Raw genomic sequence first — 26,598 nt, forward strand, 5'->3', positions numbered from 1 at the left:
ATAGCCTTCACCGGTGCGCACAGTCCAACGGATCACGACCCGCAATGCCCGCTTCCAGCAGTGGCAGGCCCTTCTCACCAACCGCAGCAAGCGCCGCCGCGCCGGCGAGTTCCTGGTGCAGGGCGTACGTCCGATCACGCTCGCCGTCGAACACGGCTGGCCCGTACGCGCCCTCCTCCACCCCTACGGCAGCCGCCTGTCGGACTGGGCCCGCGACCTGCTCGCCTCCGACCACATCGGCGGCGAACGTGTCGCCCTCGCGCCCGAACTCCTCGCCGAACTGAGCGAACGCGACGAGCCCGGCGCCGAGCTGATCGCCGTCGTCGCCATGCCCGAGGACGGCCTGTCCCGCATCCCCGTGGGCGACACGTTCCTCGGTGTCCTCTTCGACCGCCCCACGAGCCCCGGCAACATCGGCTCGCTCCTGCGCTCGGCCGACGCCTTCGGCGCCGACGGCCTGATCGTCACGGGCCACGCCGCGGACCTCTACGACCCCAAGTCGGTCCGCGCCAGCACCGGTTCCCTCTTCGCGCTCCCCGCCGTACGCGTTCCCTCACCCAACGAGGTACTCGACTGGCTGCCCCCGCACGTCACGGTCCTCGCCACCGACGAGGACGGCGAGACCCCCCTCTACGACGCCGACCTCACCGGCCCCGTCCTCCTCCTCATCGGCAACGAAACCACCGGCCTCAGCACCACCTGGCGCACCCACTCCCACCACACCCTCCGCATCCCCATCCAGGGCGCGGCCACCTCCCTCAACGCCGCCAACGCCGCCACCGCCCTCCTCTACGAGACGGCCCGCCAACGCCGGTGACCCCCGGCCTCTGCCCTCTCACCTGTTCCAGCGCCACTGAGGCGGTTGACCCCCGCCGAAGCTCCGGCGTTAAGGTGCCTGCCTGATAACAGAGCGCACGTGCTCCCGCGCACAGTGTGGTGACAGCGCGCCCGTGGCTGAAGTCGCAGACGGGTAGGGGGAGATGGCAGTGCCGTACGAAGGACAGCGGGCCCAAGCTGGCGAGCACGCACACATGCGGCTGAACGAGGCACCCGGCTCCAGCGGCGGAAAGAGCGCCGCCGACCTCGTGGTGAGCCCGCCGGACAAGCGAGCCGTGGCCCGCTACGGGACAACGTCAGGGGCAAGCTCAACGGATGGCGCGAAGTTCGAGTTGTACGCCTACGGCCTCTCCGCCGCGCCCTGGCGCAAGTCCTCCGCCGGCGGCCCGGGGGAACGTGATCGTCTTCACGGGGCTCGGCGCTGCGGGGTGTTTCGGGGGGTGGCAGGATTCTGCGTATGACGACTCCTGAGCCCTCAGCCTCCGCTTCCGCCGCCGACAAGCCCACGCCCAGGAAGGACCCCTGGGAGCTGCCCGATGTCTCCGGGCTGACCGTTGGCGTGCTGGGTGGTACGGGTGATCAGGGGCGCGGGCTCGCGTATCGGCTGGCGCGTGCGGGGCAGGCGGTGATCATCGGGTCGCGGGCCGCCGAGCGGGCGCAGCAGGCGGCGGACGAGATCGGCAACGGTGTTCAGGGCGCCGAGAACGCGGAGTGCGCGCGGCGCGCGGATGTCGTGATCGTGGCCGTGCCGTGGGAGGGGCACGCGAAGACCGTCGAGTCGCTGCGTGAGGAACTGCGCGGCAAGCTCGTCGTGGACTGCGTCAACCCGCTGGGCTTCGACAAGAAGGGCGCCTACGCGCTGAAGCCGGCGGAGGGCAGCGCGGCGGAGCAGGCGGCTGCGCTGCTGCCGGACTCGCGGGTGACCGCGGCCTTCCACCACCTGTCGGCCGTCCTGCTCTCCGACCCGGAGGTCGAGGAGATCGAGACGGACGTGATGGTGCTGGGCGAGGTCCGTGCCGACTGCGAGATCGTCCAGGCGCTCGCCGGCCGTATCCCCGGGATGCGGGGCGTCTTCGCGGGGCGGCTGCGCAACGCGCACCAGGTCGAGTCGCTGGTCGCCAACCTCATCTCCGTCAACCGCCGTTACAAGGCGCACGCGGGTGTCCGCCTCACGGACATCTGATTCACGGACATCTGAGGGGCGCGGACAAGCACATGCGGGACGGAAAGTACACAGGTCTGGCCGTGGCCGTGGTGCTGGCGGGCGTGCTCGCCAGTTGCTCGGGTTCGGGCGACCGTTCCGGCGGCGGATCCGGCGGTTCCGGTGACGACAGGGGCGGTGCCGCGCTGAGCGTCGGCAAGGTCAAGGAGATGGCCGCCGATCCGGGTGACACCTGCCCGGTCTCCTACGACATGGCCGCAGCCACCAAGGCCGCCGGCATCAAGGAACGCGTCAAGAAGGGCAAGGTCGAGGGCGAGTCCCCCGACAAGAGCGACCCGCAGGCACCCCTCAACTCGTTCCGGGGCGCGCTGGTGAACTGCGCTTACCGGATCGGCGAGGAGAGGGTGCACGTCTTCACCGTCGGCACCGGCAAGGGAACGGCCGTCAACGTGCTGCTCCCGCAGATCCAGCACGACGCCGGCATGGACATGGAGGCGCTGAAGGCGTACGCGGCCAAGGCGAACGAGGCGCCGCGCGGCAAGCCGCTGCTCACGCCCAGCGGGAACGTGGCCTCCGTCCGCCTCCCCGTGGCGGGCAAGGGTGACGTCGCACTGATCTTCGGTATCGGTGATGGTGGAACCGAGAAGTCCGAGGTCACAAAGGCGCAGGTCACCGACGTGGCCAGGGAACTGGCAGTGCAGGCGGGCAGCTGATCGCCTCCGATGTGCGATACCCGGCGAATCCACCCATCATGGTGTAGGCGGCGCCCGGCCGAAGGGGAGGGGCGCCCGCCGGGAGGCACGTATGGGAACGGAGCGCTCTTCGGGGGCGGAGGGAGCCGCCTCGGGGTCCCCGGACACGGAGGGGGCCGCCACAGGGGCGGAGGACAGCGAAGGTTACGTACCCGATCCGCGGCGCTGGAAGGCGCTCTCGGTCTGCCTCGTCGTCGGCTTCATGGCCCTGCTCGACGTGTCCATCGTGAACGTCGCGCTCCCCTCCATCGAGAAGGGGCTCGGCGCCTCCGAATCGGCCCTCTCCTGGGTGCTGTCCGGCTACGCGCTCACCTTCGGCCTCGCCCTCGTACCGTCAGGACGGCTCGGTGACGCGTACGGGCGGCGTACGGCCTTCCTCGGCGGTCTTGTCCTCTTCACCGTCGCCTCCATGGCCTGCGGCGTGGCGCAGGGCGCCAGTTGGCTGGTCACCGCGCGGCTCGTACAGGGGCTCGCCGGCGGGATGCTGAACCCCCAGATCTCCGGCATGATCCAGCAACTCTTCAGGGGACACGAGCGGGGCAAGGCGTTCGGGCTGCTCGGCTCCACCATCGGTATCTCCACCGCGGTCGGCCCGCTGCTGGGCGGACTGCTCATCCAGGCGTTCGGCGCCGACGAGGGCTGGCGCTGGGTGTTCTTCGTCAACCTCCCCATCGGCGTCGTCGCCTTCTTCCTCGCGCTGCGCCTCGTGCCCTCCACCTGCGCCGAACGGGACACCGCGCACCGCAAGTCCCTCGACCCCGTCGGGGTACTGCTGCTCGGCCTCGGGGTGGTCGCGGTCATGCTGCCGCTGGTGGAGGAACGGCAGTGGCACGGTCAGGGCAAATGGCTCCTGGTACTCGTGGGCGCCGCGCTGATCGGCCTCTTCCTGTGGTGGGAGCGCAAGTATCTGCGGCGCGGCCTGGCACCCCTGGTCGACCTGCGGCTCTTCCGGGCCCGTTCGTACTCGCTGGGCGTGCTGCTGGGGCTGTTCTACTTCGCCGGGTTCACGACGATCTTCTTCGTCTTCACGCTCTTCCTCCAGAACGGCATGCACTACACGGCACTCCAGGCGGGCCTCGCCATGACGCCCTTCGCCGTGGGGTCCGCGATCTCGGCCGCCGTCGGAGGCCGCTTCATCACCCGTGTCGGGCGCCCGCTCATCGCCTTCGGACTGCTGCTCGTCCTGATCGGGCTCGCGGGGGCCGGCGTCGCCGTCGACCTCGTACGCAGCCACTCCATCGGCTGGGCCCTCGTCGCGCCCTTCCTGCTCGCCGGACTCGGCTCAGGACTGGTGATCTCCCCCAACCAGACCCTCGCGCTCCACTCCGTACCCGTTGCCCAGGGCGGCGCGGCGGGCGGCGTGCTCCAGACCGGCCAGCGGATCGGCTCAGCCGCGGGGATCGCCGCCGTCGGAGCGATCTTCTTCGCCTGGCTCGCGAGCAGCCGCGACTGGGCCACGGCCCTCGATCATGGGCTGCTCGGTGCGCTGGGTTTCGTTGCCGCCGCGTTCGTCGTTGCCGTCGCCGACGTGTGGTACGGGCGCCGGTACGGGCGCCGTGCCTCGCGCGCTGACCGCGCGTGAGGGTGCCCTGTGCGGGCGGCCCCGCGGTTGTGGGCGCCCCGTGGTGCGTGGGCGTCCCGTGTGTGCGGGCGCCCTGTGCGGGGCGCCCTGTGTGGGCGCCCCTGGGTGGCGTGAACCTTGCGTGAGTGCGTGCCCGGTGGGTGGCATCAACCCCTATGAGGGGGTGCGGGACAATGGTGCTCCGCACCTTCCGTCCGACTGGAGCCCCGAGCCATGCCAGCCCGCATCCCCAAGGGCCTCGCCCTCTACGCCACCTTGATCTGCGTTCTGGCCCTTGTCGCGGCCGTCGTCTCCTTCGCCAACGGCCGATGGATCGGCATCATCTGGGTCCTCCTCGCCGGCCTCACCTCCAACATGGCCTGGTACTACCACCGGCGCGGCCGGCGCTCCACCGCGGGGTGAGCTTGCCGTCGTACGTGGGGGTTCGGCCGTCTCGGATGCTGCCGGACCCTCTTTGCCGTGGTTGCTCGCCGTCGCGGCGGAACATCCGCGGGGGCTGGCGCCCCCGCACCCCCTCTCGCTGACGCGAGAGAGCGCCGGTGAGGGCTGGCGCCGCCAGATCCCGTCTCGCTGTCGGGGCAGAACCCGTGCGGGGCCGGCAGCACGGCGACCGGGCGGGGGCTGCAGGGGGCGCCAGCCCTCTGGTTCGCTCCTGCCGCGACGGCGAGCAACCACAGCGGCGAGGGTCCCGGCAGCATGGCGGACGGCCGTATATACGCGTACGGGGGCACACAGCCCGCTTACGGGACGAAGACGTTCTGCGGTTCGCCCTGCCAGAAGCGGAAGTATTCGAGGCCGAAGTACGTCTCCAGGTCGGAGACGCCCAGGGCGCGGAGTACCGCGTCGATGCCGTCCCAGAAGACGCTGTTGACCTCGGGGATCCACAGGCAGCCGAAGACGATGAGGAGGCCGAAGGGTGCGAAGGGCTCGGCCTGGCGGCGGGTCTTCTGGGAGAGCCAGGGTTCGATGACGCCGAAGCCGTCGAGCCCGGGAACGGGCAGGAAGTTGAGGATCGCGGCGGTCACCTGGAGCAGCGCGAGGAACGCGAGGGCGCAGCGGAAGGCGACCGGCACGTTCCCCATCGCGCCGAGCCAGAACGGCGCGGTGAGCAGTACGGCGAAGAGCGCGTTGGTCAACGGCCCCGCGGCGGAGATCAGGCTGTGCTTCCAACGGCCGCTGATCCGCCCGCGCTCGATGTAGACAGCACCGCCCGGCAGTCCGATCCCGCCCATGATCACGAAGATGACGGGCAGCACGATGCTGAGCAGCGCGTGGGTGTACTTCAGCGGGTTGAGCGTGAGGTAGCCCTTGGCTCCGACGGAGATGTCACCGGCCCGTAGGGCCGAGCGCGCGTGCGCGTACTCGTGGAGGCAGAGCGAGACGATCCAGGTGGAGACGACGAAGAAGAAGACGGCGACGCCCGTCACCTCCGCCAGGCCCGACCAGACGGCCCAGCCGGAAACCCCCATGATCGCGACGAGCCCGATGAAGACCGGACTGATGCGGTGATGCTCCGGATGGGTGGATGCGCTGGTCATGGAGCCAGACCGTACCGGGCGCAGCACCACGCCGCGAACTCCGAGTGGCGTACTGGGCTCTTGGGGCGGGAGGGCCCCAAGAGGACCGTGTCCGCTGCTTTTCGCCAGGTCTCTCAGCTCTTGGTGCCGAGTGACCGCTCCATGCCCGTTCGCGCCCCTCCCGCCCGGTAACGGCGCGGCGCCCGTCCCCCCGTACGGGGTGCAGCCGCCCCTGGATCCCGGTGGGGTCGCCTCTTGGATCCCGTACGGGGTGCAGCCGCCCCCTGCATCCCGGTCAGGCCGCCCCCGGGGCCCGTACGGAGTGAGGCCGTACGGCATCCAAGGGGCCCGCCGGACCCCCGGGTCCAGGCCGCACGCTCACCCCTCGTACTCAGGGGTCCCCCGACCCGCGGGGCCCGGCGCCCCCGGCGTGTCCCGTACCGCGTCCGTGTCCCGTACCGCGTCCGCATCTCGTACCGGGACCGCGTCCCGTACCGCCGCGCGCGAGCGCACCCGGCTGCGGGTCAGCCAGAGGGTGAAGGCTGCGCCGGACAGGCACAGTGCCGCGGCGGTGAGGGCGAGGGTGTTGTGGGCCGAGGCGAACACGGCGTGCAGGGTGTGGTCGAGGGCGTCGCGCCGACTGGCGGGGGCGGCGGCGAGCAGGGTGTCGGCGCCGCCGCCCGACAGGGTCTGCGCCGCCTCGTGCGGGGCGGTGACCGTACCGTTCAGGCAGCGGCTCATGGTGGTGACGGCGAGTGTGCCGAAGGCCGCGACGCCGAAGGCGTAGCCGAGCTGTTCGAAGGTGCTGTAGGCGCCGCCGGCCATCCCGGCGCGCTCGGGCGGCACCGAGCCGAGGGCGAGCGCCGCGGCCACCTGGAAGATCAGGCCCATGCCGACCCCGCTCAGCGCGAGTCCGCCGACCAGTGCGGGCCAGCCGGAGTCCGGGCCGAGGAACCCTTCGAGGCCCATCCCGAGTCCGGCCAGCGTCAGGCCGAGGGTGGCGCCGAGGCGGGGTGAGGGCCTGGGCATCCACCGTCCGCTCACCACCGCGACCAGCGCGGCGGCCAGCGCGTGCGGCAGTACGACCAGTCCGGTGCCGACGGGGGAGAGGCCCTGGACGGACTGGAGCCAGAGCGAGGTGTAGGGCAGGACCCCGTACACGGCGGCCTCGCCCAGCGCGATGGTGAGCATCGCCGCGCTGAACGCGGGGCGCCGGAACAGGGACAGGTCCAGCAGCGGATGCGCGGTCCGCCGCTGCACGACGACGAAGACCGCCAGCGCGACCAGCGCCAGGGCCAGCGGAACCAGCGTCGGCGCCGCTGCCCAGCCATGGCTGTGCGAGGCGGTGAGCGTGTAGACGAGCCCGCCGGCGCCGAGCGCGAACAGTGCCACGCCGGGCACGTCAAGACGCCGGGCCGTTTGCCGTACGGGCGCGGAACGGGGGATGAAGCGGAACGTCATCGCCAACGCGAGGGCGGTGAAAGGCACGTTGACGTAGAAGATCCACCGCCAGTCCAGTGCCTGCGTGAGCAGTCCGCCCAGAACCGGGCCCAGGGAAGCGGCGCTTGAGGCGACCGCGGCCCACACGCCGAAGGCCAGGCCGAGGCGCCGGCCCGAGTAGAGGGTGCTGATGAGCGACAGGGTGGTCGTGAACATCGCTGCCGCGCCCACGCCTTGCACCAGCCGGGCGGCGATCAGCCACCCCATGCCGGGCGCCAGCGCGCACGCGACCGAGGCCAGCGCGAACACGATCAGCCCCGCCACGTAGACCCGGCGCCGCCCGTGCAGGTCGGCGAGCATTCCGGCGCCCAGCAGAGCGGCGGCGACCGCGAGCGCGTAACCGTCGGCGACCCACTGCAACTGGGACAGCGACGAGCCCAGGGACTCGGACATGGACGGCAGCGCGACCACCACGATCGTGACGTCGACGAGCAGCATGAAGGTGCCCAGACAGATGGCGGCAAGTGGTCCCCAGATACGCATGCGGGGCTCTCCAGAGGTGAGGCGGACAGGTCCCGCACACCTTCAGCGGGCCGTCGGCGCCGCCCCAAGCCATACCCTGACCCATGGCAGATTCCGGCGCGGGAACGAGGTGCAGCGGTGGATTCCGACTCCCTGGACGTTGTCGATCAGCGGCTGCTGGAGGCTCTCCAGCTCGACGGCCGCGCTCCCTTCAGCCGGATCGCCCGCAGGCTGGAGGTCTCCGAGCGCACCGTCGCGCGTCGCTACCAGCGCCTGTGCGGCCGGGGCCTGCGCATCGTCGGCCAGCCGGTCGCCGCCCGCCTGGGCCTGGTCCGCTGGCTGCTGCGGCTGCGCTGCACGCCCGACGCCGCGGGTGCGATCGCCGAGGCCCTGGCCCGTCGCGCCGACACGAGTTGGGTCACCCTCGCCTCCGGCGGCACCGAACTGTGCTGCGCTGTCAACACCCGTAGCGCCGACGAACGCAACGCGCTGCTGCTGCGGAAACTCCCCCGTACCCCGCATGTGCTCTCGGTCAGCGCCCACTGCATGCTGCGGATGTTCGCGGGGGAGGCCAGCACATGGCACGCCACCCGTTTCGGGCCCGTACCGCCCGTCCCCGCGGCGGATTCCGGCACCCCTGCCACGGCGCCGCTCACGCTGGACGCCACCGACCGCACCCTGTTCACCGAACTGGCCCGCGACGGCCGCGCCACCCTGCCGGAACTGAGTGCGGCCACCCGCCGCTCACCCTCCAGCGTCCAGCGCCATCTGGACCGCCTGCGCACCGAGGGCGCCCTCGGCATCTCCGTCGACTTCGACCCCCAGCTCCTCGGCTACCACATGCCCACCCAGCTCTGGCTCAACGTGGCTCCCGCCCACCTGCGCACCGTCGGCGAAACCCTCGCCACCCACCCCGCGATCGCCTTCGCCGCCGCCGTCACCGGCACCTCCAACCTCGTCGCGAGCGGGATCTTCCGCACCCCCGCAGACCTGTACGACTACATCGACCAGCACATCGGCCCCCTCCCCGGCATCCAGACCATCGAGACGGCCCCCACCCTCCAAGAGGTCAAACGCCTCGCCCCCGCCCTCCCTTGACGGCGCGGGCGCGGTCACCGTCCGCACCACCCAGCCAGCGTGCGCACGAACTCCCGCACCACCGCGCCCGTGAGGGGGCGCGGGCACTCCCACGGGCCCGAAGAGCGGGAGTTCAGGAACGTCCACGTTCCATCGGGCCTGACGGCGAAGTCCAAGGACGCGTACGACAACCCCAGCGCCGCCGTGAAGGACCGCACCGCTGCGGCCACATGCGCGGGTGTCTCGACAGGGGTGGCATCCAGGTCGTCGGCCCCGGACCGCCGGTCGAGCCGAGGGGGAAGCCCGCATGTGTCGATACGCGCCGCGTGGCAGGCCCCGCCGACGCAGACGAGGTGCGCCTCGTAGTCCTTGACCACCTGTTCCTGGAAGAGGTGCGCGGTCAGCTCCACCCCTTTCAGATCGTCGAGGTCCACGACGCGCGTGCGCACCGTTTCCGTACCGCCGGTGTGCTGCAGGTGGCGTGAACCGAGTGGCTTGGTGAGCAGCGGCCCACGGATGCTGCCTGCGAAGCGGGCGACTTCTTCCGCGGAGTTGGTGATCAGTGTCCGAGGGGTGTCGAGCCCGGCGGAGCGCGCCGCCAGCATCTGCTGAGGCATGAACTCCGCGGCCGAGGCCCGGCCCGGGTGGTTCATCCAGCGCGTGTGAAGACCGCTGAGTACCCCGCCGAATCCGATACGTGCGGCCTCGCATGCCCAGGCTGCATCCGGCTCGGACAGTTCAGGAAACGTGAAGAGCCCCGGGCGGTTCCAGTACACCGCCGCGATCTCCGACAGCTCGACGCCGCCCTCCCGTGTGGTCAACGTCCCTGTCCAGGCACCTTCCCCGTGCGTGGCCCGCAGTTCCACCTCGCTCGGGAAGTCCGCCGTGTCCAGGCGGACGGCATGTACCCCGGCCTCGGTCAGTCCCTCCACCAAGAGGGCCGTTTCCCTGTCGGCGGGCCCGTCCACGACGAGTACGGTGCTCATTCGACGGCTCCGGCAAGAGCGGTCGGCCGAAAGTCCGTACCGGCGAGTGCGTACGGTCGCCTGCTGCCTGGCTTTCCGGATGCGCGAGCCGGCGCCCTGAGCGGTAGCGGGACGGCCGGCTCCAGGACGGCAGCACGCCGGCCGGCGAACCCGGCGTAAGGGGCGGGCCGTTGGCGTCCGGGCCCCGAGCCCGCACCCGGGACCCGCATCCAGCACCTGACCTCCTTGCCGCAGTCGGTGATGACCGACTGCCAGTGCTCGGTGAGGGCACTGACGAGCTGCATGCCCCGCCCGTCCTCCGCCGCGTCGGACGCGATCACGACCCGGGGCAGCGTCATCACCGTGTCGCTGACGCCGATGAACAGCCCACTGTTCGTGACCAGCACCCGCACTTCACAGCGCCCTTCCGCATGCTTGTGCACATTGCTCAGCAACTCACCGACAACCAGCACCGCCGCGTCCGCGACGGACTCGCAGCCCCACGAACTCAACTGCGCCTGGACCGTTCTACGGGCCTTGCGGATCTCCAGGGGAACGGCGTCGAGGCTGAGCCTCAGCTCCTGTGCTTGCGTGATGCGCATTGTGGCGCCTCCGGTCTCGGGCGACGAACGAGCGTGTGGGCCCCGCGAGTTGGCGGCCCCGCCGGCACGCCTCATATTCCGGTTTCACAATGTTGTCCGCAATGAATGCCCCTCAAAAGGGTTACAAGAACGCATTCTTTGGATACGGCAAAGCGCCGCAGTCATAACCTGCCGGGCGAGGAGGGGATGACATGACCGACGCGCAACCGAATCTCCACCGACGCAGGCTCGGCCTGGAACTGAGGGCTCTCCGCAACGGGAAGGGGCTGAGCCTTGCCGACGCTGCCGACCTGCTGTCTCTGCCCGGGGCTCCGACGCTCAGCAGGATCGAGAACGGCAAGCAACGGGTACCGCCGATCAGCCTGCCCGGCTTCTTCGAGGCATACGGCCTGGAGAACCAGGCCCGTAAGGACAAGCTCAAAGGGCTCGCCTCCATGGCGGCCTCCGGGAAGCGGTCCAATTTGCTGGACGAGTACCGGAAGACGGTGACGGATCCGTTCGCCGAGTACCTGCACCTTGAGGAACTGGCGCACAAGAGCGAGATCTACACTGCGGTGGTGCCCGGGCTACTCCAGACCGAGGCGTACGCGAGGACGCTCGTGGAACGCGGTCGCAAGTGGCAGTCCAAGCGGGAGATCAACAACTACGTCGAACTCCGCATGGCCCGGCAGCGGGCACTCATCCGAGACCAGCCGCTTCACCTGTGGTGTGTTCTGGATGAAGCGGCTCTGGCACGCCAAGTTGGCGGTACGGACGTTATGAAGGAACAGCTGGAGCGCCTTCTGAACACCACCGAGGAGCACCCGCACGTGGTCATTCAGGTGCTGCCCTTCCAGCACGGTGCACACGCCGGCATGGACGGTCCGTTCAGTCTCCTGCACTTCCCCGCCGGGGCTCCGGTCGTCGTGGTCGAGCCGATGACAACGGCCTTGTACCTGGAGGAAGATAGCGACATCGGACGTTACGAGACGGCCTTCAGCCACCTCCGGGGCGAGGCACTGGACGTGGAAGCCTCCCAGCGTCACATCCACAACCTGATCAAGGAAAGTTCCAGATGAACAAGAAGGTGGACCTCTCCGACGCGACCTGGGTCAAGAGTGACCTGAGTAATGGGACGGGCGACAACTGCCTGGAGGTCGCATTCGTGGACGGGGTCGTCGCGTTGCGGGACTCGGTGGATGTTGGTGACCCGGAGGCCAGGGTGCTTGTGGTTTCGGAGGCCGACTACAGGGCGTTCACGGGCGGTATCGCCCAGGGGCAGCAGAGCCTGTTGCTGCCCTGAGTTCAGCCAGAAGCCGACGGCATACGAGCCCCCGCTGCCTCGCGCGGCGGGGGCTCGTCGCTGTCCTGAGCACCTGCCGTGCCCGGTGCCGGGTGGGCCGGGAGGGGCGTGCGGCGGTGGCCCGCCAGGGAGATGACGGTGACGCCGCCGATCAGCAGGGCTGCGGCGGCCCCGTCCAAGGCGGTGAAGCCCTCGCCGAGGAGCAGCGCTGCGGAGGTCATGCCGAAGACGGGGACGAGGAGGGAGAAGGGGGCGACGGAGGAGGCGTCGTAGTGGCGTAGCAGGAAGCCCCAGGCGCCGAAGCCGAAGAGGGTGGTGACCCAGGCGACGTAGCAGAGCGTGGCGAGGCCGCCCAGGTCCAGGGAGCGCAGGGCCGCGAGGTCGGCCTCGGGGCCCTCGAACAGGAGGGAGAGCGCGATCAGGGGGAGGGGCGGGACCAGGCTGACCCACACCATCCAGGAGAGCGCGTCGGGCGGGGAAGCCTTGCGGGTCAGTACGTTCGACAGGCCCCAGAACGCGGCGGCGACGACCACGAGCGCGAACGCGCCGAGCGGGCCGGCCGTGCCCTGGCCAACGGCCGCGACGACGATTCCGGTGAGCGCGAGCGCCATGCCGAACAGCCGTGTGCGGCCGAGGCGTTCGCGCAGCAGTACGGCGGCGAGCACGGCGGTGAAGACGGCCTGGACCTGGAGTACGAGCGAGGACAGCCCGGCCGGCATCCCCTGCTGCATCCCGATGAACAGCAGCCCGAACTTGGCGACCCCCAGCGTCAGTCCCACCGCAACGATCCAGCGGAACGCGACGCGCGGGCGCCGTACGAAGAAGACGGCGGGGAGGGCGGCAACCAGGAAGCGCAGCGCGGAGAAGAGCAGGGGCGGGAAGTGGCGCAGGCCGATCTCGATGACGACGAAGTTGACGCCCCAGACGGCGGCGACCAGCACGGCGAGGCAGAAGTGGAGGGGGCGTATACGCATGCCCCGATCCTCATCGGCGCCCACTCTTCAGCACCAGCACGGCTTTCTGCATAGTTGTGTTCAGCACTGCTGAACAATCACCGATCGGTGGCGAGTCAGCGAGTCAGCGAGTCAGCGAGGAGTCGGGGGGCGGGTCATGCTCGATCTGGCGCGGATGCGCGCACTGCACGCGGTCGGCGTGCACGGTTCGGTGGGCGGTGCCGCACAGGCGCTGGGCTACACCCCGTCCGCGATCTCCCAGCAGATCTCCAAGCTGGAGCGCGAGACGGGTACGACGCTGCTGGAGCGCCAGGGCAGAGGCATAGCGCTCACCGACGCGGCCCGGTTGCTGGTCCGCGCTGCGGGGGAGATGCTCAGCCTCGCCGAGCAGGCCGAGGTCGCGCTGGAGGAGCGCAGGGGCCGCCCGGCCGGGCGGCTGAACCTCGCCGCCTTCCCCAGTGCGGCGCGCGGCCTGATGCCCGGGGTGCTCGCGCGCCTCACCGCCGAACACCCGGACCTGGACCTGCGGATGTCCGAGGTGGACCCGCACCTGTCGATCGGGCTGGTGGCCAGGGGCGAGGTGGACCTCGCGCTCGCGCACGACTGGGACATCGCGCCGATGCCGGCGCCCGAAGGGGTACGCCGCCTCGCCGTCGGCGACGACGTGTGCGACGTACTGCTGCCCGCAGGGCACCCGCTCACCGCGCGCTCGGCGCTCGTACGCGAGGACCTGGCGGGGGCGCGGTGGATCTGCCAGCCGCCGGGTTCCGTGTGCCATGACTGGCTGCACACCACCTTGCGCGCCGTGGGGCAGGAGCCGGACGTGGCCTACTACGTCGCGGAGTACCACACCCAGGTCGCGCTGGCGGCCAAAGGGCTCGGGATCGTGCTGCTGCCGCGCCTGGGCAGGGGCACGCTGCCCGACGGCGTGACGCTGCGCCCGCTCGAACCCGCGCCCACACGGCGGCTCTTCGCCGTATGGCGCCAGGGGGTCTCGCGGCGCCCCGCGATCACGGTGGCGCTGCGTGCGCTGCGGGAAGCTCCGTGCCCGCCGATGTCAGAGCCTGCTGGCAGTATGTGAAGGTGCGCTACTTCTATCGCGTTCTGGGGACGACGCAGGTGCTCCGCGAGGACGGCACGACGGTGCCGGTCGGCGGGGCGCGGCTGCGTGCCCTGCTGACCGCGCTCGCGCTGGCGGGCGGTCGCGCGGTGCGCACGGGCGAGCTGGCCGCAGGGGTGTGGGCCGACGGCGAGCCCCCTCCCGCCGATGAGACGGCGGCGATCCAGGCGCTCGTCGGGCGGTTGCGCAGGTCGCTGGGGCGTGAGGCGGTCGCCTCGGTCGAGGGCGGCGGGTACAGGCTCGCTGCCGACAGGGACGACATCGACCTCTTCCGCTTCGAACGCCTCGCGGCCGAGGGCGCCGCCGCGCTCGGCGAGGGGGAAGCGGGCAAGGCGGCGGCCCTGCTGGACGACGCGCTCGCGCTGTGGCGCGGTACGGCGCTGGCCGACCTGCCCGACGGGGGAGGGGCCGTGGCGCTGCGCGCCGAGGACCGCCAGCTCGCCGCGCGCAGAGACCGCGCCGAGGCGTCCCTCGCGCTGGGACAGGCGGAAGCGGTGCTGCCCGTCGTCCGCCAGCTGGCCACCGACCACCCACTGGACGAGCCGCTGCAGGCGCTGCGTCTGCGCGCGTTGCGCGAGGCGGGCCGGACGGCGGAGGCGCTGGCCGCCTACGACGCCGTACGGGTCAGACTCGCCGACCGCCTCGGCGTGGACCCGGGCCCCGAACTACGCGCCCTGCACGCCGAGTTGCTCACCGAACCGGGGCCGGGAGCGGGAGGAGTGTCGGCAGCGGGACCGGGGTCGGGCCCCGGGCGGCCGGGGGTGGCGCCCGGAGCGGGTTACGGAGCCGGGCGGGGCGGGTCCGACCGTGCGTCCGGTACGCCCCGCGCCTACGATCCCCGCCGCGCGCCCGGTACGCCCCGCACGGATCAGGCGCGTACGGATCAGGCACGTACGGGGCGCGGGGCAGGAGCGCCGGGCTCGCCCTCGCCACTGGGCTCCTCGGTCACTGGGCCGGGCCCTGCCCTTGGCCCCGGCCCTGCGCCCGCACGGAGACCTGCGGCGTACCCCGAGCTGGAATCTGGCCCCGAGCCGGAGTCTGGCCCCGAGCCGGGGTCCGGCCCCGGACCGAGCCCTGCTCCAGGCTCCGAGCCCGGCACCGCGCAAGGTCTCGGCGCGGCGCAAGGCCCCGAGAACGGGCAAGGCCCCGGCGCGGCGCAAGGCCCCGAGAACGGACAGGGCCCCGGCATCACGCAAGGCCCGGGCATGGCACAAGGCCCGGGCACGGCGCAGCCGGGCAATCTCCGATCCGGTCTCACCTCGTTCGTCGGACGGGCGGGGGAGATCGAGGAGATCGGGCGCGAGCTGGGCACGGCCCGGCTGGTCACCCTCACCGGCTCAGGGGGCGCGGGCAAGACGCGCCTCTCGCTGGAGGCGGCGGCGAGCGCCCGTGCCGCGCGGCACGCGGAGTGGGCGGACGGCGTGTGGGTGGCCGAACTCGCCCCCGTACGCGATCCGCAGGACACGGCGGAGGCCGTACTCACCGCGCTCGGCGGGCGCGAGACGGCCATCCGCACGTCGACGGCCGAGGGGCTGCGTGCCGCCGCCGACCCCAACGCCCTTGACCCGCTTGCCCAGTTGGCCGAGCGGTGTGCGAACCGTCGCATGCTGCTGGTGCTGGACAACTGCGAGCACGTGATCGACGCGGCGGCCAAGCTCGTGGAGACCCTGCTGGTGGAGTGCCCCGGTGTCACCGTGCTGGCCACCAGCCGCGAACCCCTGGGTGTGCCCGGCGAGTCGGTGCGGCCCGTCGAGCCGCTGCCCGACCCGGTGGCGCTCCAACTGCTGGCCGACCGGGGTGCCTCGGCACGGCCGGGGTTCCGTATCGACGAGGCTCCCGAGGCGTGTGCGGAGATCTGCCGGCGACTCGACGGGCTGCCGCTCGCGATCGAGTTGGCGGCGGCACGGCTGCGTTCGCTCACGCCGCGCCAGCTCGCGTGCCGCCTCGACGACCGTTTCCGGCTGCTGACCAGCGGAAGCCGTACGGTACTGCCCCGCCAGCAGACCCTGCGCGCCGTCGTGGACTGGTCGTGGGAGCTGCTGAACGGTGCGGAGCGCGCCGTGCTGCGGCGGCTGGCCGTCTTCTCCGGCGGCTGCGAGCTGGAGCAGATCGAGGAGGTGTGCGGCGACATCCCGGAGGCGGGGGAGGGGGAGACGCCCGCGCTTCTGGGTTCACTTGTCGACAAGTCGCTGGTGATCGCGGTGCCCTCGGAGGGCGCGCTCGGCATGCGGTACCGCCTGCTGGAGACCGTGGCCGAGTACGCGTCGGAGAAGCTGGACAGCGTTGACGGCGGGTCAGGCGGGTCAGGCGGACCGGGTGGTCCAAGCGGTTCGGGCGGACCGGGTGGGTCTGGCGGTCCCGGTGAGCGGGCCGCGGCGGAGCGCCGGCATCTGGTGGCGTACCGCGAACTGGCCCGTACGGCCGACCCGTTGCTGCGCGGCCCCGAGCAGGGCGTATGGCTGGACCGTCTGGAGCGCGAGCACGACAACATCCGTACGGCGCTGCGCCGGGCCGCCGCCGCGTCCGACGAACAGGAGGTGCTGTGCCTGACGCTGTCGATGGGCTGGTTCTGGCACCTGCGTGACCACCGTTCCGACGCGCGCACCTGGTCGAGGGTGGCGTCCGACCTCGGCCCCGACCCGTTCGTGCGGCCCGTCACGCCCGCGCCGCCGCTGTACGAGCGGATCACGGACGCGCCGCCGCCGATGCGGGACGAGGTCCTGTGGGAGGCGCGCCGCGGGGTGCGGATGATGGCCCTGGTCGATGTCGCGGAGGGCTTTCCCGAGCTGGAGACCCCGGAGCGGCAGGCGCAGCTGTACGCGATCTCCGAGACCTACACCCCGGGCTCCCCGCAGACCTGCCGGCTGCCGGGCTGCATGTGGATCTTCGCCTGGATCATGAGCGGCCGGCACGAAGCGCTCAAGGAACTGACCGACGCGACGGTGCGCGGCTGCCGCGAGCTGGGCTACGAATGGGAGCTGGCCTTCGCGCTCCAACTGCGTGCCAAGCTGACGAGCGACCGGCCCGGCACCTGGGAGCAGTCGGGTGAGGACGCGCTGGAGAGCCTGGAGATCTTCCGGCGCGTGGGTGACGCCTGGGGCGAGGCCGAGGCGCTGTCGGGGCGGGCCGAATCCCTCAGCGCCCGGGGCGACTTCGCGGGCGCCGCCGAGGACTTCCGCGCGGCCATCGCCCGTGCCGAGCAGCTCGGTGCGCACAGCCAGGTGCCGCTGCTGAAGTCTCGGCTCGGGGCCGTACTGGTGGAGCTGGACGATCCCGAGCTGAGAGCGGAGGGCGACAGGCTGCTACGGGAGTCGACGGAGGCGGCCGAGCACATAAACGGTGAGGGGCCCAACTTCGCGGCCATACAGCTGAGCATCCACCTCACGCGGCGTGGGGACACGGCACGGGCGCGCGAGATTCTGGAGCCTGTGGCGCGGCAGTTCGCGGAGCAGGCTCCGGACGTGTTCGGCGGAATGATGCAGGGCATCCTCGCGTGGATCTACTGCGTCGACGGCGACCCGCAACGGGCCCTGGAACTGCTGCGCGTGTCGATAGACAAGTCGCGCGGCGCGATCGCGGAGACCATCGCCCCGCAGATGACGCTCTCTCAGCTCGTCACGGCGGCGAACGCGTACGCACGGCTGGGCCGTCCGGAGCTGGGCGCCCGGCTGCTGGGCACGTACGACGCGCTCACCGAACTGCCGGAGGGGCACTACCCGCACCCCGTCGAGCGCGAGGCACGCGAGGCGGCCGAAAAGGCCGTACGGGCAGCGCTGCCCGAAGCGGCCTACACCACGGCCCACACCCACGGCACCACCCTCACCCTCCCCGAGGCCGTCACCCTGGTACACGAAAACTAACGCCCCCGCCCCGCCACAGGCCCTCCCGGGCCCACCTTCTCCCCGCCCCGCCCCGCCGGGCACGCACTCTCCCCTCGCGCCGTGCACGCACTCTCCCGCCGTGCCGGGCACGCAGCCTCCCGCCGCGACGGCGAGCACCTCAACGCGCAGGGTCCGGCGGAATCACAGCCCACCGGACCCGGCACGTTCGCGCCCCGAGACCGTCAGGTCTGGCACGTACAGGGTCCGGTGGGATACACCCCACCGGACCCCGCACGTTCGCGCCCCCAAGACCGTCAGGTCTTCTTGCGGAACTTCGAGATCGCCACCGGCGCGGTCAGCAGGGTCAGGCCGACCGACCAGATCACCGTCCACATCACGGGGTTGGCGACGGCGCCCTCACCCAGCATCAGGCCACGGGCCGAGTCCGCCACATGTGTCAGCGGGTTGACGTCCGTGAACGCCTTCAGCCAGCCCGGCATGGTGCCGGTCGGCACGAAGATGGACGAGCCGAACTGGAGCGGCATCAGCACCAGGAAGGAGACGCCCTGGACCGCCTGCGCCGTGCTCATCGTCAGACCGAGCAGGATGAAGATCCACAGCAGCGAGGCACCGAAGAGCGCGGTGAGCCCGACGGCGCCCAGCATGCCGAGCCAGTGCCCGTGGATGTCGAAACCGACGGCGAAGCCGACGATCAGCAGGACGGTGACGGCGACCAGCATGCGGCCGACCTCGACCACGGACTTGGCTATCAGCACCGAGGAGCGTGCGATGGGCATGGACCTGAAGCGGTCCATGACGCCCTTGCGGAAGTCCTCGTTGATGCCCGTACCGACGGCCATGGCGATGGACATGCCCATCATGCCCATCATGCCGGGGATCAGGTACTGGATGTACTGGTCCCGGCTGCTGCCCCCGGAGCCGCCTCCGATGGCGCCGCCGAAGACGAACACGAACAGCAGCGTGAAGATGATGGGCATCAGCAATGCGTCCATCATCGACTCGGGGTCCTGCTTGATCTGAAGGGCGTTGCGGCGTACGAGAGCGCTGATGTGCCGCAGGTTGGCCCGCAGCCCTATGCGGCCCTCGTCCGCACCCGGCTTCACGGGCGCCGAACCGGCGCCAGGGCCCGGCGAAGTGCCGGAGGACTGGGGCGCCTTGACGGTGGCGGTGCTCACGCCGCTACCTCCTCAAGCTCGTTCTTCTCGTCCTCGTGGGTGGCCTTCTCGCCGGTCAGGGCGAGGAACACCTCGTCGAGGCTGGGCAGATGGGTGGCTATGTCGGCGATGGCGAAGCCGCGCTCGCCGAGGAGCCCGACGACGGCCGTGAGTTGCTCGTCGCTGACGATCGGCACGGTCACCACGCCCGCTTCCTCGCTGGCCGTCGCGCCGGAGACCCCGTCGAGCCCGGCCTGCGCCAGGGCGCCGACCATCCTCGACAGCTCGCCCGGGTCCACCGGGCGTACCTCAAGAGTGCGTCCGCCGACCTTCGCCTTCAGCTCGGGCACCTTGCCCTCGGCGATGATCCGGCCGCGGTCGATGACCGTCAGCTCGCTGGCCAGCCGCTCGGCCTCCTCCATGTACTGGGTCGTGAGCAGGACGGTGTTGCCGTCCGCCACGATGTTCTGCACCTCGTCCCACACCTCGTTACGGGTACGGGGGTCGAGGCCCGTCGTCGGCTCGTCCAGGTACAGCACCTTCGGGCGGCCGATCATGGAGGCCGCCAGGTCGAGCCTGCGGCGCATGCCGCCGCTGTACTTGCTCGCGGGGCGCTTGGCCGCCTCGGTAAGGGAGAACCGCTCCAGCAGCTCGTCGGCCCGCTTGCGTGCGGCCGTACGGGACAGATCGAGCAGGCGCCCGATCATGTAGAGGTTCTCCCGGCCCGAAAGCTTCTCGTCCACCGAGGCGTACTGCCCGGTGAGTCCTATCGTGCGGCGCAGTTGCCGCGGCTGGCGCACCACGTCGTATCCGGCGACGGTGGCCGTCCCCGCGTCGGGCTGCAGCAAGGTGGAGAGCACCCGTACGAGAGTCGTTTTGCCCGCGCCGTTAGGCCCCAGCACTCCCATGACGGTGCCCTCACGCACATCCAGGTCGATGCCGTCGACGGCCTTCGTCTCCCCGAAGTGCTTCACCAGGCCGCGGACCTCGACCGCATTCGTCGTCTTCTCTCGCGTCATGTTTCCAAGGTGCCAGTCCCCACCGACAAACGACCGACAGCTCACCTACACGCCCCGCCCACGCGGCCCACCCCCGACCCACCCCTCTGCGAGCGGGCGCCACCCCTCTGCCCCCTTCTGCGGGCGGGCGTTCCGCAAGGCGGAACGGGCGGGCACAGCGGGGCCACCGGCGGACAGCCCGCGACGATGCCGCAGACCGTCCACGGCCGGTGCGCAGCTCCCCGCCCCCCGTCAGGGGGCGGGGAACGACAAGGGGACGGGAAACGGCGGGAAACAGGCAGAGGAGAGGGGACCTACTCGAAGGTGTGCTCGCCCTGCGGGAAGGCGCCGGACACGACCTCCTCCGCGAAAGCGGAAGCCGCCCCGCCGAGCGCACCCCGCAGCTCGGCGTACCGCTTCACGAAGCGGGGCAGCTTCCCCGGTGTGAGGCCCGCCATATCGGTCCACACCAGAACCTGAGCGTCGCACTCGGCCCCGGCGCCGATCCCCACCGTCGGCACCTGCAACGACCGCGTGACCTCGGCGGCGACGCCGGCCGGCACCATCTCCAGCACCACGGCGAAGGCACCGGCGTCCTGTACGGCCTTGGCGTCGCGCAGCACCTGCTGCGCCGCCTCCTCGCCGCGCCCCTGTACGCGGTAGCCCATGGCGTGCACGGACTGGGGCGTCAGCCCGATGTGCGCCATCACGGGAATCCCCGACCGTACGAGCAGTCCGATCTGCTCGGACGACCGCTCGCCGCCCTCCAGCTTCACGGCACCGGCGCCGGCCTCCTTGACCAGCCGGGTCGCGCTGCGCAGGGCCTGGACGGGCCCCTCCTGGTACGAGCCGAACGGCAGGTCGGCGACGACGAGGGCGCGGCTGCTGCCCCGTACGACGGCGGCGGTGAGCATGGCGATCTCGTCCATGGTGACGGGCACGGTGGTCTCGTAGCCGAGGTGACAGTTGCCCATCGAGTCGCCGACGAGCAGCACGGGGATGCCGGACTCGTCGAAGACGGAGGCGGTCATGGCGTCGTACGCGGTGAGCATGGGCCATTTCTCGCCACGCTCTTTGGCGAGTGCCAGATCGCGTACGGTCACACGGCGGTTGCGGCTGCCGCCGTAGAGGGAGCGGGGATTCTGGTCGTCCTGTTTCGGGGCATGCTGCGTCGTCTGCGGCATCGCTCTTACTCCTGTGTTGTCGTCTCGAAGCGCCCTTACGGCGTCTCCGGATCCACGGGCCATGCTGGCACGGCTCCCACGGGAGGGGAAGGTGGCCGAAGCTTTACGATACGGAACGGTCCCGTATCGGAATAGGTCTAGCCTCCCCTCCATGAACCCTCCGCGAATATCCGACCCCGACCCCGACCCCGTTCCTGGCGGCGACGGCGGCCCCGACGGCGACGGTGATGGCGGCCCTGACGGCCGGCCCGGCCCCGTCCACAGAAGGCGATGGGCGATCCTGGCCGTCCTGATGCTCAGCCTGCTGATCGTCGTTCTGGACAACAGCATCCTCAATGTCGCGATGAAGACCATCGCGCAACCCGCACCGGCCGGACTCGGCGCAGGTCAGGCCGAGTTGGAGTGGGCGGTCAACTCCTACACGCTCGTCTTCGCAGGACTCCTGTTCACCGCGGGGCTGCTGGGTGACCGCTTCGGCCGCAAGAAGGTGCTGCTGGCGGGGCTGGTCGTCTTCGGCGTGGGCTCGGTGCTCGCCGCCGTGTCCACCGGCCCCGGCCAACTCATCGCCTTCCGCGCCGTGATGGGCCTCGGCGGCGCCCTTGTGATGCCCGCCACGCTCGCCATCGTGATGAACGTCTTCCCGCGCGAGGAACAGCCGAAGGCCATAGGCATCTGGGCGGGCGGCGTCGGGCTGGCCATCGCCATAGGGCCCATCACCGGCGGCCTGCTCCTCCAGCACTTCTGGTGGGGCTCGGTCTTCCTCGTCAACGTTCCCATCGTGCTCGTCGCGCTCCTCGCCATGACCCTCCTCGTGCCCGACTCGCGCGACCCGGACAAGGGGCGGTTCGACCCGCTGGGCGTACTGCTCTCGGTCGCCGGGCTCGTGCTGCTGGTCTACGGGGTCATCAAAGGGGGCCAGCTCGCCGACTTCGCCGATCCCCAGGTACTCGCCACGGTGGGCGGCGGGCTCCTCGTCCTCGCCCTGTTCGTACTGCACGAGCGGCGCACCAGCCATCCGGCCCTGGACATGCGCTACTTCAGGAAGCCCGAGTTCTCCGCGGCCGTCGCCGCCGTCGCGCTCGTCTTCTTCGCGCTCACGGGCGTCACGTTCTTCGCCGTCTTCTACATCCAGAGCGTGCGCGGCTACACCCCGCTCCAGGCAGGGCTGTTGATGCTGCCGCTCGCGGTGGCGCAGATGATCTTCGCGCCGCGTGCCCGGCTGGTCGTGGAGCGTTTCGGCGCCAAGGCCGTCTGCACCGCGGGGCTCCTCACCGTCGCCGCCGGCTTCCTCGGCTTCGCCCTCCTCGACGAGACGACGCCGATCTGGGTCCTGGAGACCGTCTTCTTCGTACTCGGCGCCGCCATCGCGCACATCATGCCCCCGGCCACCGTCTCGATCATGCAGTCGTTGCCCACCGAGAAGGCGGGCTCGGGCTCGGCGGTCAACAACACCTTCCGGCAGGTCGGCGGGGCGCTGGGGGTCGCGGTACTCGGCTCCCTGCTCTCCGCGCGCTACCGCGAGGGCGTCAAGGGCGAGTTGGAGACCGTACCCGGCCTGCCCGAAGGGGCACGCCATACGGCGGGCGAGTCCATCGAGGGCACCCTCGCACTCGTCGACCGGCTCGGCGCCGCAGGGCACGCGCTCGTGGCACCCGCCAGGGCGGCGTTCATCGACGCCATGCACGTCACGGTGGTCTGCGCAGCCGTGGTCGCGCTGCTCGGCGCCGCCGTCGTCGCGCTCTGGCTCCCGGGCAGAACGCGCCCCGAGACGGCGAAGGGCTCCGAGACGGCGAAGGACTCCGAGACGGTCAAGGACTCCGGGCCGGAGAGCCCCGAGCCGCCGGACGCGGGCGCCCGGCACGTAGAGTCCCCGCGATGACTCCGGAACCCGCACGGCGTGGACGCCCCCGTAGTGAGGCCGTCGAGCGTGCCATCATCGAGGCCGTCCTCCGCCTGCTGGAGGAGGGCGTCCCGGCCCATGCCGTCTCCGTCGAACGGGTCGCGCGTACGGCGGGCGTGGGCAAGGCCGCCGTCTATCGTCGCTGGCCGGGCAAGGACGCGCTGCTCCTGGACGTCCTGCGGACGCTGGAGGAGCCGCCGTACGAAGGCCCGGAGGACGGGCCCGTGCGCGAGATTCTCATCGGCATCCTGGAGTGGCAGCGCCGCATCGGCATCGCCAAGCGCACCTCGACGCTTCTGCGCACCATGGCGGGGCACGTGAGCAGCCATCCGGAACTGTGGAAGACGTACCACGAAACGGTGATCGCCCGCCGCCGCGAACTGCTGCACGACGTGGTGCGGCGCGGTGTCGAGCGCGGTGAACTCCGCGACGACATCCCGGTACCCGTGCTCGCCGACCTCTTCGCGGGACCGATGCTGAGCCGCGTCGCACTGCGCGCCTGGGACGAACTGCCCGAGGACCTGCCCGTATGCATCGTGGACGCGGTACTGGAAGGTGTACGCGGCACCTGACGCACCGCTCCCGTGCCCGCCCGTGGTGCGACCGCTCCGGGGTGATGTGCGCGTTCTGTCACAGGGGCGAACGATCCGCCGGGTGCCGGAACCCGGCGACCCCGCGCATACGTCCCACATCCCGTACGGGTTCGCACTCGTACGATCCAGGCGAGCCGGTCGGACGGCGGTCAACCCCGTCGAAACCGGCAGGTGGGGCTCCACGGTTCAACAAGATGAGAACCGGTATCGCCTATCGTTCATCGGGCATCAAACCAGGCAAGTGAGGACGGCGGATGGCGCGCGCGCACACGGCGGAGGCCACGCACGGGGTGGACGGTGGCGACGGCCGGCGGTACAGGTCGGGACACTCCGGCAGCCGCGCACGCCGGGCCTTCGGGCGCTGGGGCGGCGAGGGCATGTGGCGGCGCGGCTGGCTGCTGACCACCCTGGCGATCGTCCTGACCCTCGCCTTCTACCTGCACTCGGAGATCCCCAACTCCATCGGCAACCTCGGCTCGCTCTGGGAGACCTTCCTGCCCTGGGGCGGGGTGCTGATCGTCCCGCTGCTGGTGCTGGCGGTGCTCCGCCGCTCGGCGACGGCCCTCATCGCGCTGCTGCTGCCCACCCTGGTCTGGGTGAATCTCTTCGGCGGGCTCATCAGCGACAAGACGGGTACGGGCGGCGACCTCACCGTCGTCACCCACAACGTCAACGCGGGGAACACCGACCCCGAGGGCACGGCGCGGGCGCTCGTCGACTCGGGAGCCGACATCATCGCGCTGGAAGAGGTCACGGGCCGGTCCGGGCCCGCGTACAAGCGGGGCCTCGACCGCTCGCACCCGTACCACAAGCTCACCGGCACCGTCGGGCTGTGGAGCAAGTACCCGATGAAGGACATCAGGCCCGTCGACATCAAGATGGGCTGGCCGCGCGCCATGCGGGCCACCGTCGAGACACCCAAGGGCGAGGTCGCCGTCTACGCCGCGCATCTGCCGTCCGTACGCGTCCAGTTCAGGGCGGGCTTCACGGCGGGCCAGCGCGACGGCAGCGCCAACGCGCTCGGTGAGGCCATCGCGGACGAGAAGGCCGACAAGGTCGTCCTCCTCGGCGACCTCAACGGCACCATGAACGACCGCGCGCTCGCCCCCATCACCTCCCAGATGCGCTCGGCCCAGGGTGCGGCGGGCAACGGGTTCGGCTTCACCTGGCCCGCCTCGTCCCCGATGGCCCGTATCGACCAGATCATGGTCAAGGGTGCCGACCCCGTCTCCGCCTGGACTCTCCCCTCCACCGGCAGCGACCACCTGCCGGTCGGGGCAAAGCTGAACCTGACCGACTGAGGAGTTCCCGGACTTCCGGGTCGGGCCTGGGCCGGGGCTCCCGAGCTGGGGTCCCTGAGCCGGGCCGCTGGGCCCGTCGGGGCCGGGCACCTGGCTCCGGGCCCGGAGGCCCCGGCCTGGTTCAGCGGGTGGCGAGGTGTACGGGTGTAACGGGACATACCGGCACAGTCGGGCATGCCCGCATGAGGGCTGCGCCCCGGTGCCGTAAGTCCGTGCTTTGCGCCGGGAACATCCTGCTGGGAGGCTTTGTTCTCCGGACGAACATAGGGCAATGACGCCCTGTCCCTTTTCCCGCTCCGCCGTACCGCCGCCCTGACCTGCCCTGACCCCGCGCCTCCGGTGCCCCGTGCCCGTGCCGTGCGCCCGCGCACCGTACGACGTGCGCGGGGCCGTGTGCGCCACGGCGGTGCACGGGTGGGTCGTCCCTCAGCGGCGGTCGGCGCGCGGCCGTGCGGCAACCGCTCCGTGCGGCAACCGCTCCGTGCGGCGACCCGCTCCCGTGCGGCCACCCGCTCTGTAAGCCCGAAAGGTTCACCTCGCATGCCACTGGCTCTGCTCGCTCTCGCCGTGGGCGCCTTCGGTATCGGCACCACCGAGTTCGTGATGATGGGCCTGCTGCCGAACGTCGCCGACGATCTGGGCACGTCAGTGCCGACCGCCGGTTACCTCGTCTCGGCCTATGCCCTCGGTGTCGTCATCGGCGCACCCCTGCTCACCGCCGTCGGCGCCCGCGTGCCCCGTAAGCGGATGCTGCTGCTCCTGATGGGGCTCTTCACCGTCGGCAACCTCGCCTCCGCGCTCGCGCCCGGCTTCGGCACGCTCCTCGCGGGGCGCGTGCTCGCCGGCCTGCCGCACGGCGCGTTCTTCGGCGTCGGCGCCGTGGTCGCGGCCCGCCTCGTGCGGGAGGGCCGCGCGGCGCGCGCCGTGGCGACCATGTTCCTCGGGCTGACCGTCGCGAACATCGTCGGAGTCCCCGGCGGCACGGCGCTGGGCCAGCACCTCGGCTGGCGTGCCACGTTCGTGGTCGTCACCGCGATCGGTCTGGCGGCGATGCTCGCGCTCGCCGCGCTCGTCCCCAAGCTGCCCCTGGAACACCAGGGCGGCGTACGCCATGAGATCCGCGCGCTCGGCAACCGGCAGGTCGTGCTCGGGCTGCTCACCGCCGTCTTCGGCTTCGGCGGTGTCTTCGCCGTCTACAGCTATCTCACCAAGATCATGACGGAGGTCACCGGCTTCGCCGACTCCTCCGTGACCTGGGTGCTCGCGCTCTTCGGCATCGGCATGACCCTGGGTACGTTCGCCGCCGGCCCGCTCACCGACCGCGCCCCACGCCGCACGCTCTACGCGGCGCTCGGCTCCCTCGCCGTGCTGCTGGTCCTCTTCCACTTCGCGGCGCCCGTGCCCTGGGCCGCGCTCGTGCTGGTCGGACTCATCGGCGCCGTCGGCTTCCTGATCACCACACCCGTGCAGATGCTGGTGATGCGGGCCGCCTCCGACGCACCGACGCTGGCCTCGGCCTCCAACCACTCCGCGTTCAACATGGCCAACGCGGGCGGGGCCTGGCTCGGCGGCATCGTCATCGCGGCGGGCTGGGGCTGGACCTCACCGACTTTCGTCGGCGCCGTACTCGCCCTGGCCGGCCTGGGCATCGCCCTGGTCGCGGGCTCCCTCGCCCGCCGGGACTCCCGGGTGGTGGCACGCGGCGAAGCCGTCCCCGACGCCGCCGAAGCGTTGACGCACCGGTAGGCCCTACCGGGCCCACCCCACGAGAGCGCCCCGCAGATGGTTCCGACCATCTGCGGGGCGCTCTCTGCG

Annotated in this window: 22 protein-coding genes; 14 read left to right on the plus strand and 8 right to left on the minus strand. The window is 71.3% G+C overall.

The features are described from left to right. The first annotated feature begins 13 nt into the window (after positions 1–13). The 5 genes from NMN56_RS16430 (at position 14) to NMN56_RS16450 (ending at position 4,735) form a co-directional block, all read left to right on the plus strand. Positions 14–817 carry a TrmH family RNA methyltransferase gene (locus NMN56_RS16430; RefSeq protein ID WP_274039532.1) on the plus strand — a complete coding sequence of 268 codons (804 nt, stop codon included), beginning with the start codon at positions 14–16 and terminating at the stop codon, positions 815–817. Positions 818–1,294: 477 nt separating this feature from the next. Next, on the plus strand, positions 1,295–2,020 hold the full coding sequence (gene npdG, locus NMN56_RS16435; protein ID WP_274039531.1) for an NADPH-dependent F420 reductase: 726 nt from the start codon (positions 1,295–1,297) through the stop codon (positions 2,018–2,020). 32 nt (positions 2,021–2,052) lie between these two features. Continuing rightward, complete coding sequence (locus tag NMN56_RS16440; protein WP_274039530.1) at positions 2,053–2,712, plus strand: hypothetical protein; 660 nt, start codon at positions 2,053–2,055, stop codon at positions 2,710–2,712. 91 nt (positions 2,713–2,803) lie between these two features. Further along, the gene (locus NMN56_RS16445; RefSeq protein ID WP_274039529.1) at positions 2,804–4,333 is read left to right on the plus strand and encodes an MFS transporter; all 1,530 of its coding nucleotides are present in this window, start codon (positions 2,804–2,806) and stop codon (positions 4,331–4,333) included. 213 nt (positions 4,334–4,546) lie between these two features. Next, positions 4,547–4,735, plus strand: coding sequence for a hypothetical protein (locus NMN56_RS16450; RefSeq protein WP_274039527.1), 189 nt, complete (start codon positions 4,547–4,549; stop codon positions 4,733–4,735). Positions 4,736–5,073: 338 nt separating this feature from the next. On the opposite strand, the gene NMN56_RS16455 is transcribed toward NMN56_RS16450, so the two are convergent. Then, the gene (locus NMN56_RS16455; protein ID WP_274039526.1) at positions 5,074–5,871 is read right to left on the minus strand and encodes a site-2 protease family protein; all 798 of its coding nucleotides are present in this window, start codon (positions 5,869–5,871) and stop codon (positions 5,074–5,076) included. 357 nt (positions 5,872–6,228) lie between these two features. Further along, positions 6,229–7,833: an MFS transporter gene (locus tag NMN56_RS16460; RefSeq protein ID WP_274039525.1), complete on the minus strand. Its 1,605-nt coding sequence runs from the start codon at positions 7,831–7,833 to the stop codon at positions 6,229–6,231. A gap of 117 nt (positions 7,834–7,950) precedes the next feature. On the opposite strand from NMN56_RS16460, the gene NMN56_RS16465 reads away from it, so the two are divergent. Then, a complete protein-coding gene (locus tag NMN56_RS16465) occupies positions 7,951–8,910 on the plus strand; it encodes an Lrp/AsnC family transcriptional regulator (protein ID WP_274039524.1) in 960 nt (319 codons plus the stop codon). Between the two features lie 14 nt (positions 8,911–8,924). On the opposite strand, the gene NMN56_RS16470 is transcribed toward NMN56_RS16465, so the two are convergent. Continuing rightward, positions 8,925–9,875 (minus strand): MvdC/MvdD family ATP grasp protein, encoded by a 951-nt coding sequence (locus NMN56_RS16470; protein WP_274039523.1) that lies wholly within the window; start codon positions 9,873–9,875, stop codon positions 8,925–8,927. After that, complete coding sequence (locus NMN56_RS16475) at positions 9,872–10,456, minus strand: ATP-binding protein (RefSeq protein WP_274039521.1); 585 nt, start codon at positions 10,454–10,456, stop codon at positions 9,872–9,874. Before NMN56_RS16475 ends, NMN56_RS16470 begins: the two co-directional genes overlap by 4 nt. Before the next feature lie 191 nt (positions 10,457–10,647). Between NMN56_RS16475 and NMN56_RS16480 the strand changes: the two genes are divergently transcribed. Both NMN56_RS16480 and NMN56_RS16485 read left to right on the plus strand, forming a co-directional pair. Next, complete coding sequence (locus NMN56_RS16480; RefSeq protein ID WP_274039520.1) at positions 10,648–11,514, plus strand: helix-turn-helix domain-containing protein; 867 nt, start codon at positions 10,648–10,650, stop codon at positions 11,512–11,514. Beyond that, complete coding sequence (locus NMN56_RS16485) at positions 11,511–11,738, plus strand: DUF397 domain-containing protein (protein ID WP_274039519.1); 228 nt, start codon at positions 11,511–11,513, stop codon at positions 11,736–11,738. The genes NMN56_RS16480 and NMN56_RS16485 overlap by 4 nt, the downstream gene beginning before the upstream one ends. A gap of 2 nt (positions 11,739–11,740) precedes the next feature. On the opposite strand, the gene NMN56_RS16490 is transcribed toward NMN56_RS16485, so the two are convergent. Further along, positions 11,741–12,706 (minus strand): EamA family transporter, encoded by a 966-nt coding sequence (locus NMN56_RS16490; protein ID WP_274039960.1) that lies wholly within the window; start codon positions 12,704–12,706, stop codon positions 11,741–11,743. A gap of 142 nt (positions 12,707–12,848) precedes the next feature. On the opposite strand from NMN56_RS16490, the gene NMN56_RS16495 reads away from it, so the two are divergent. After that, positions 12,849–13,772, plus strand: coding sequence for a LysR family transcriptional regulator (locus NMN56_RS16495; protein WP_274039518.1), 924 nt, complete (start codon positions 12,849–12,851; stop codon positions 13,770–13,772). Further along, on the plus strand, positions 13,736–17,671 hold the full coding sequence (locus NMN56_RS16500) for an AfsR/SARP family transcriptional regulator (RefSeq protein ID WP_274039517.1): 3,936 nt from the start codon (positions 13,736–13,738) through the stop codon (positions 17,669–17,671). The genes NMN56_RS16495 and NMN56_RS16500 overlap by 37 nt, the downstream gene beginning before the upstream one ends. Positions 17,672–17,946: 275 nt before the next feature. Here NMN56_RS16500 and NMN56_RS16505 read toward each other — a convergent pair whose 3' ends face one another. The 3 genes from NMN56_RS16505 to panB form a co-directional block, all read right to left on the minus strand. Next, the gene (locus NMN56_RS16505) at positions 17,947–18,828 is read right to left on the minus strand and encodes an ABC transporter permease (RefSeq protein ID WP_274039516.1); all 882 of its coding nucleotides are present in this window, start codon (positions 18,826–18,828) and stop codon (positions 17,947–17,949) included. Beyond that, a complete protein-coding gene (locus NMN56_RS16510) occupies positions 18,825–19,826 on the minus strand; it encodes an ATP-binding cassette domain-containing protein (protein WP_274039515.1) in 1,002 nt (333 codons plus the stop codon). The genes NMN56_RS16505 and NMN56_RS16510 overlap by 4 nt, the downstream gene beginning before the upstream one ends. A 293-nt stretch (positions 19,827–20,119) precedes the next feature. Continuing rightward, positions 20,120–20,989, minus strand: a complete 870-nt coding sequence (panB, locus tag NMN56_RS16515) for a 3-methyl-2-oxobutanoate hydroxymethyltransferase (protein WP_274039514.1) — start codon at positions 20,987–20,989, stop codon at positions 20,120–20,122. A 292-nt stretch (positions 20,990–21,281) separates the two neighbouring features. Between panB and NMN56_RS16520 the strand changes: the two genes are divergently transcribed. The 4 genes from NMN56_RS16520 (at position 21,282) to NMN56_RS16535 (ending at position 26,529) form a co-directional block, all read left to right on the plus strand. Further along, positions 21,282–22,868 (plus strand): MFS transporter, encoded by a 1,587-nt coding sequence (locus NMN56_RS16520; RefSeq protein ID WP_274039959.1) that lies wholly within the window; start codon positions 21,282–21,284, stop codon positions 22,866–22,868. Further along, positions 22,865–23,461, plus strand: a complete 597-nt coding sequence (locus tag NMN56_RS16525) for a TetR/AcrR family transcriptional regulator (RefSeq protein WP_274039513.1) — start codon at positions 22,865–22,867, stop codon at positions 23,459–23,461. Before NMN56_RS16520 ends, NMN56_RS16525 begins: the two co-directional genes overlap by 4 nt. A 398-nt stretch (positions 23,462–23,859) precedes the next feature. Next, positions 23,860–24,783: an endonuclease/exonuclease/phosphatase family protein gene (locus tag NMN56_RS16530; RefSeq protein WP_430542603.1), complete on the plus strand. Its 924-nt coding sequence runs from the start codon at positions 23,860–23,862 to the stop codon at positions 24,781–24,783. 540 nt (positions 24,784–25,323) lie between these two features. Next, the gene (locus NMN56_RS16535; protein WP_274039511.1) at positions 25,324–26,529 is read left to right on the plus strand and encodes an MFS transporter; all 1,206 of its coding nucleotides are present in this window, start codon (positions 25,324–25,326) and stop codon (positions 26,527–26,529) included. Positions 26,530–26,598 lie beyond the last annotated feature (69 nt).

This window comes from Streptomyces iconiensis (assembly GCF_028657195.3).
GTDB classification, from domain to species: domain Bacteria; phylum Actinomycetota; class Actinomycetes; order Streptomycetales; family Streptomycetaceae; genus Streptomyces; species Streptomyces iconiensis.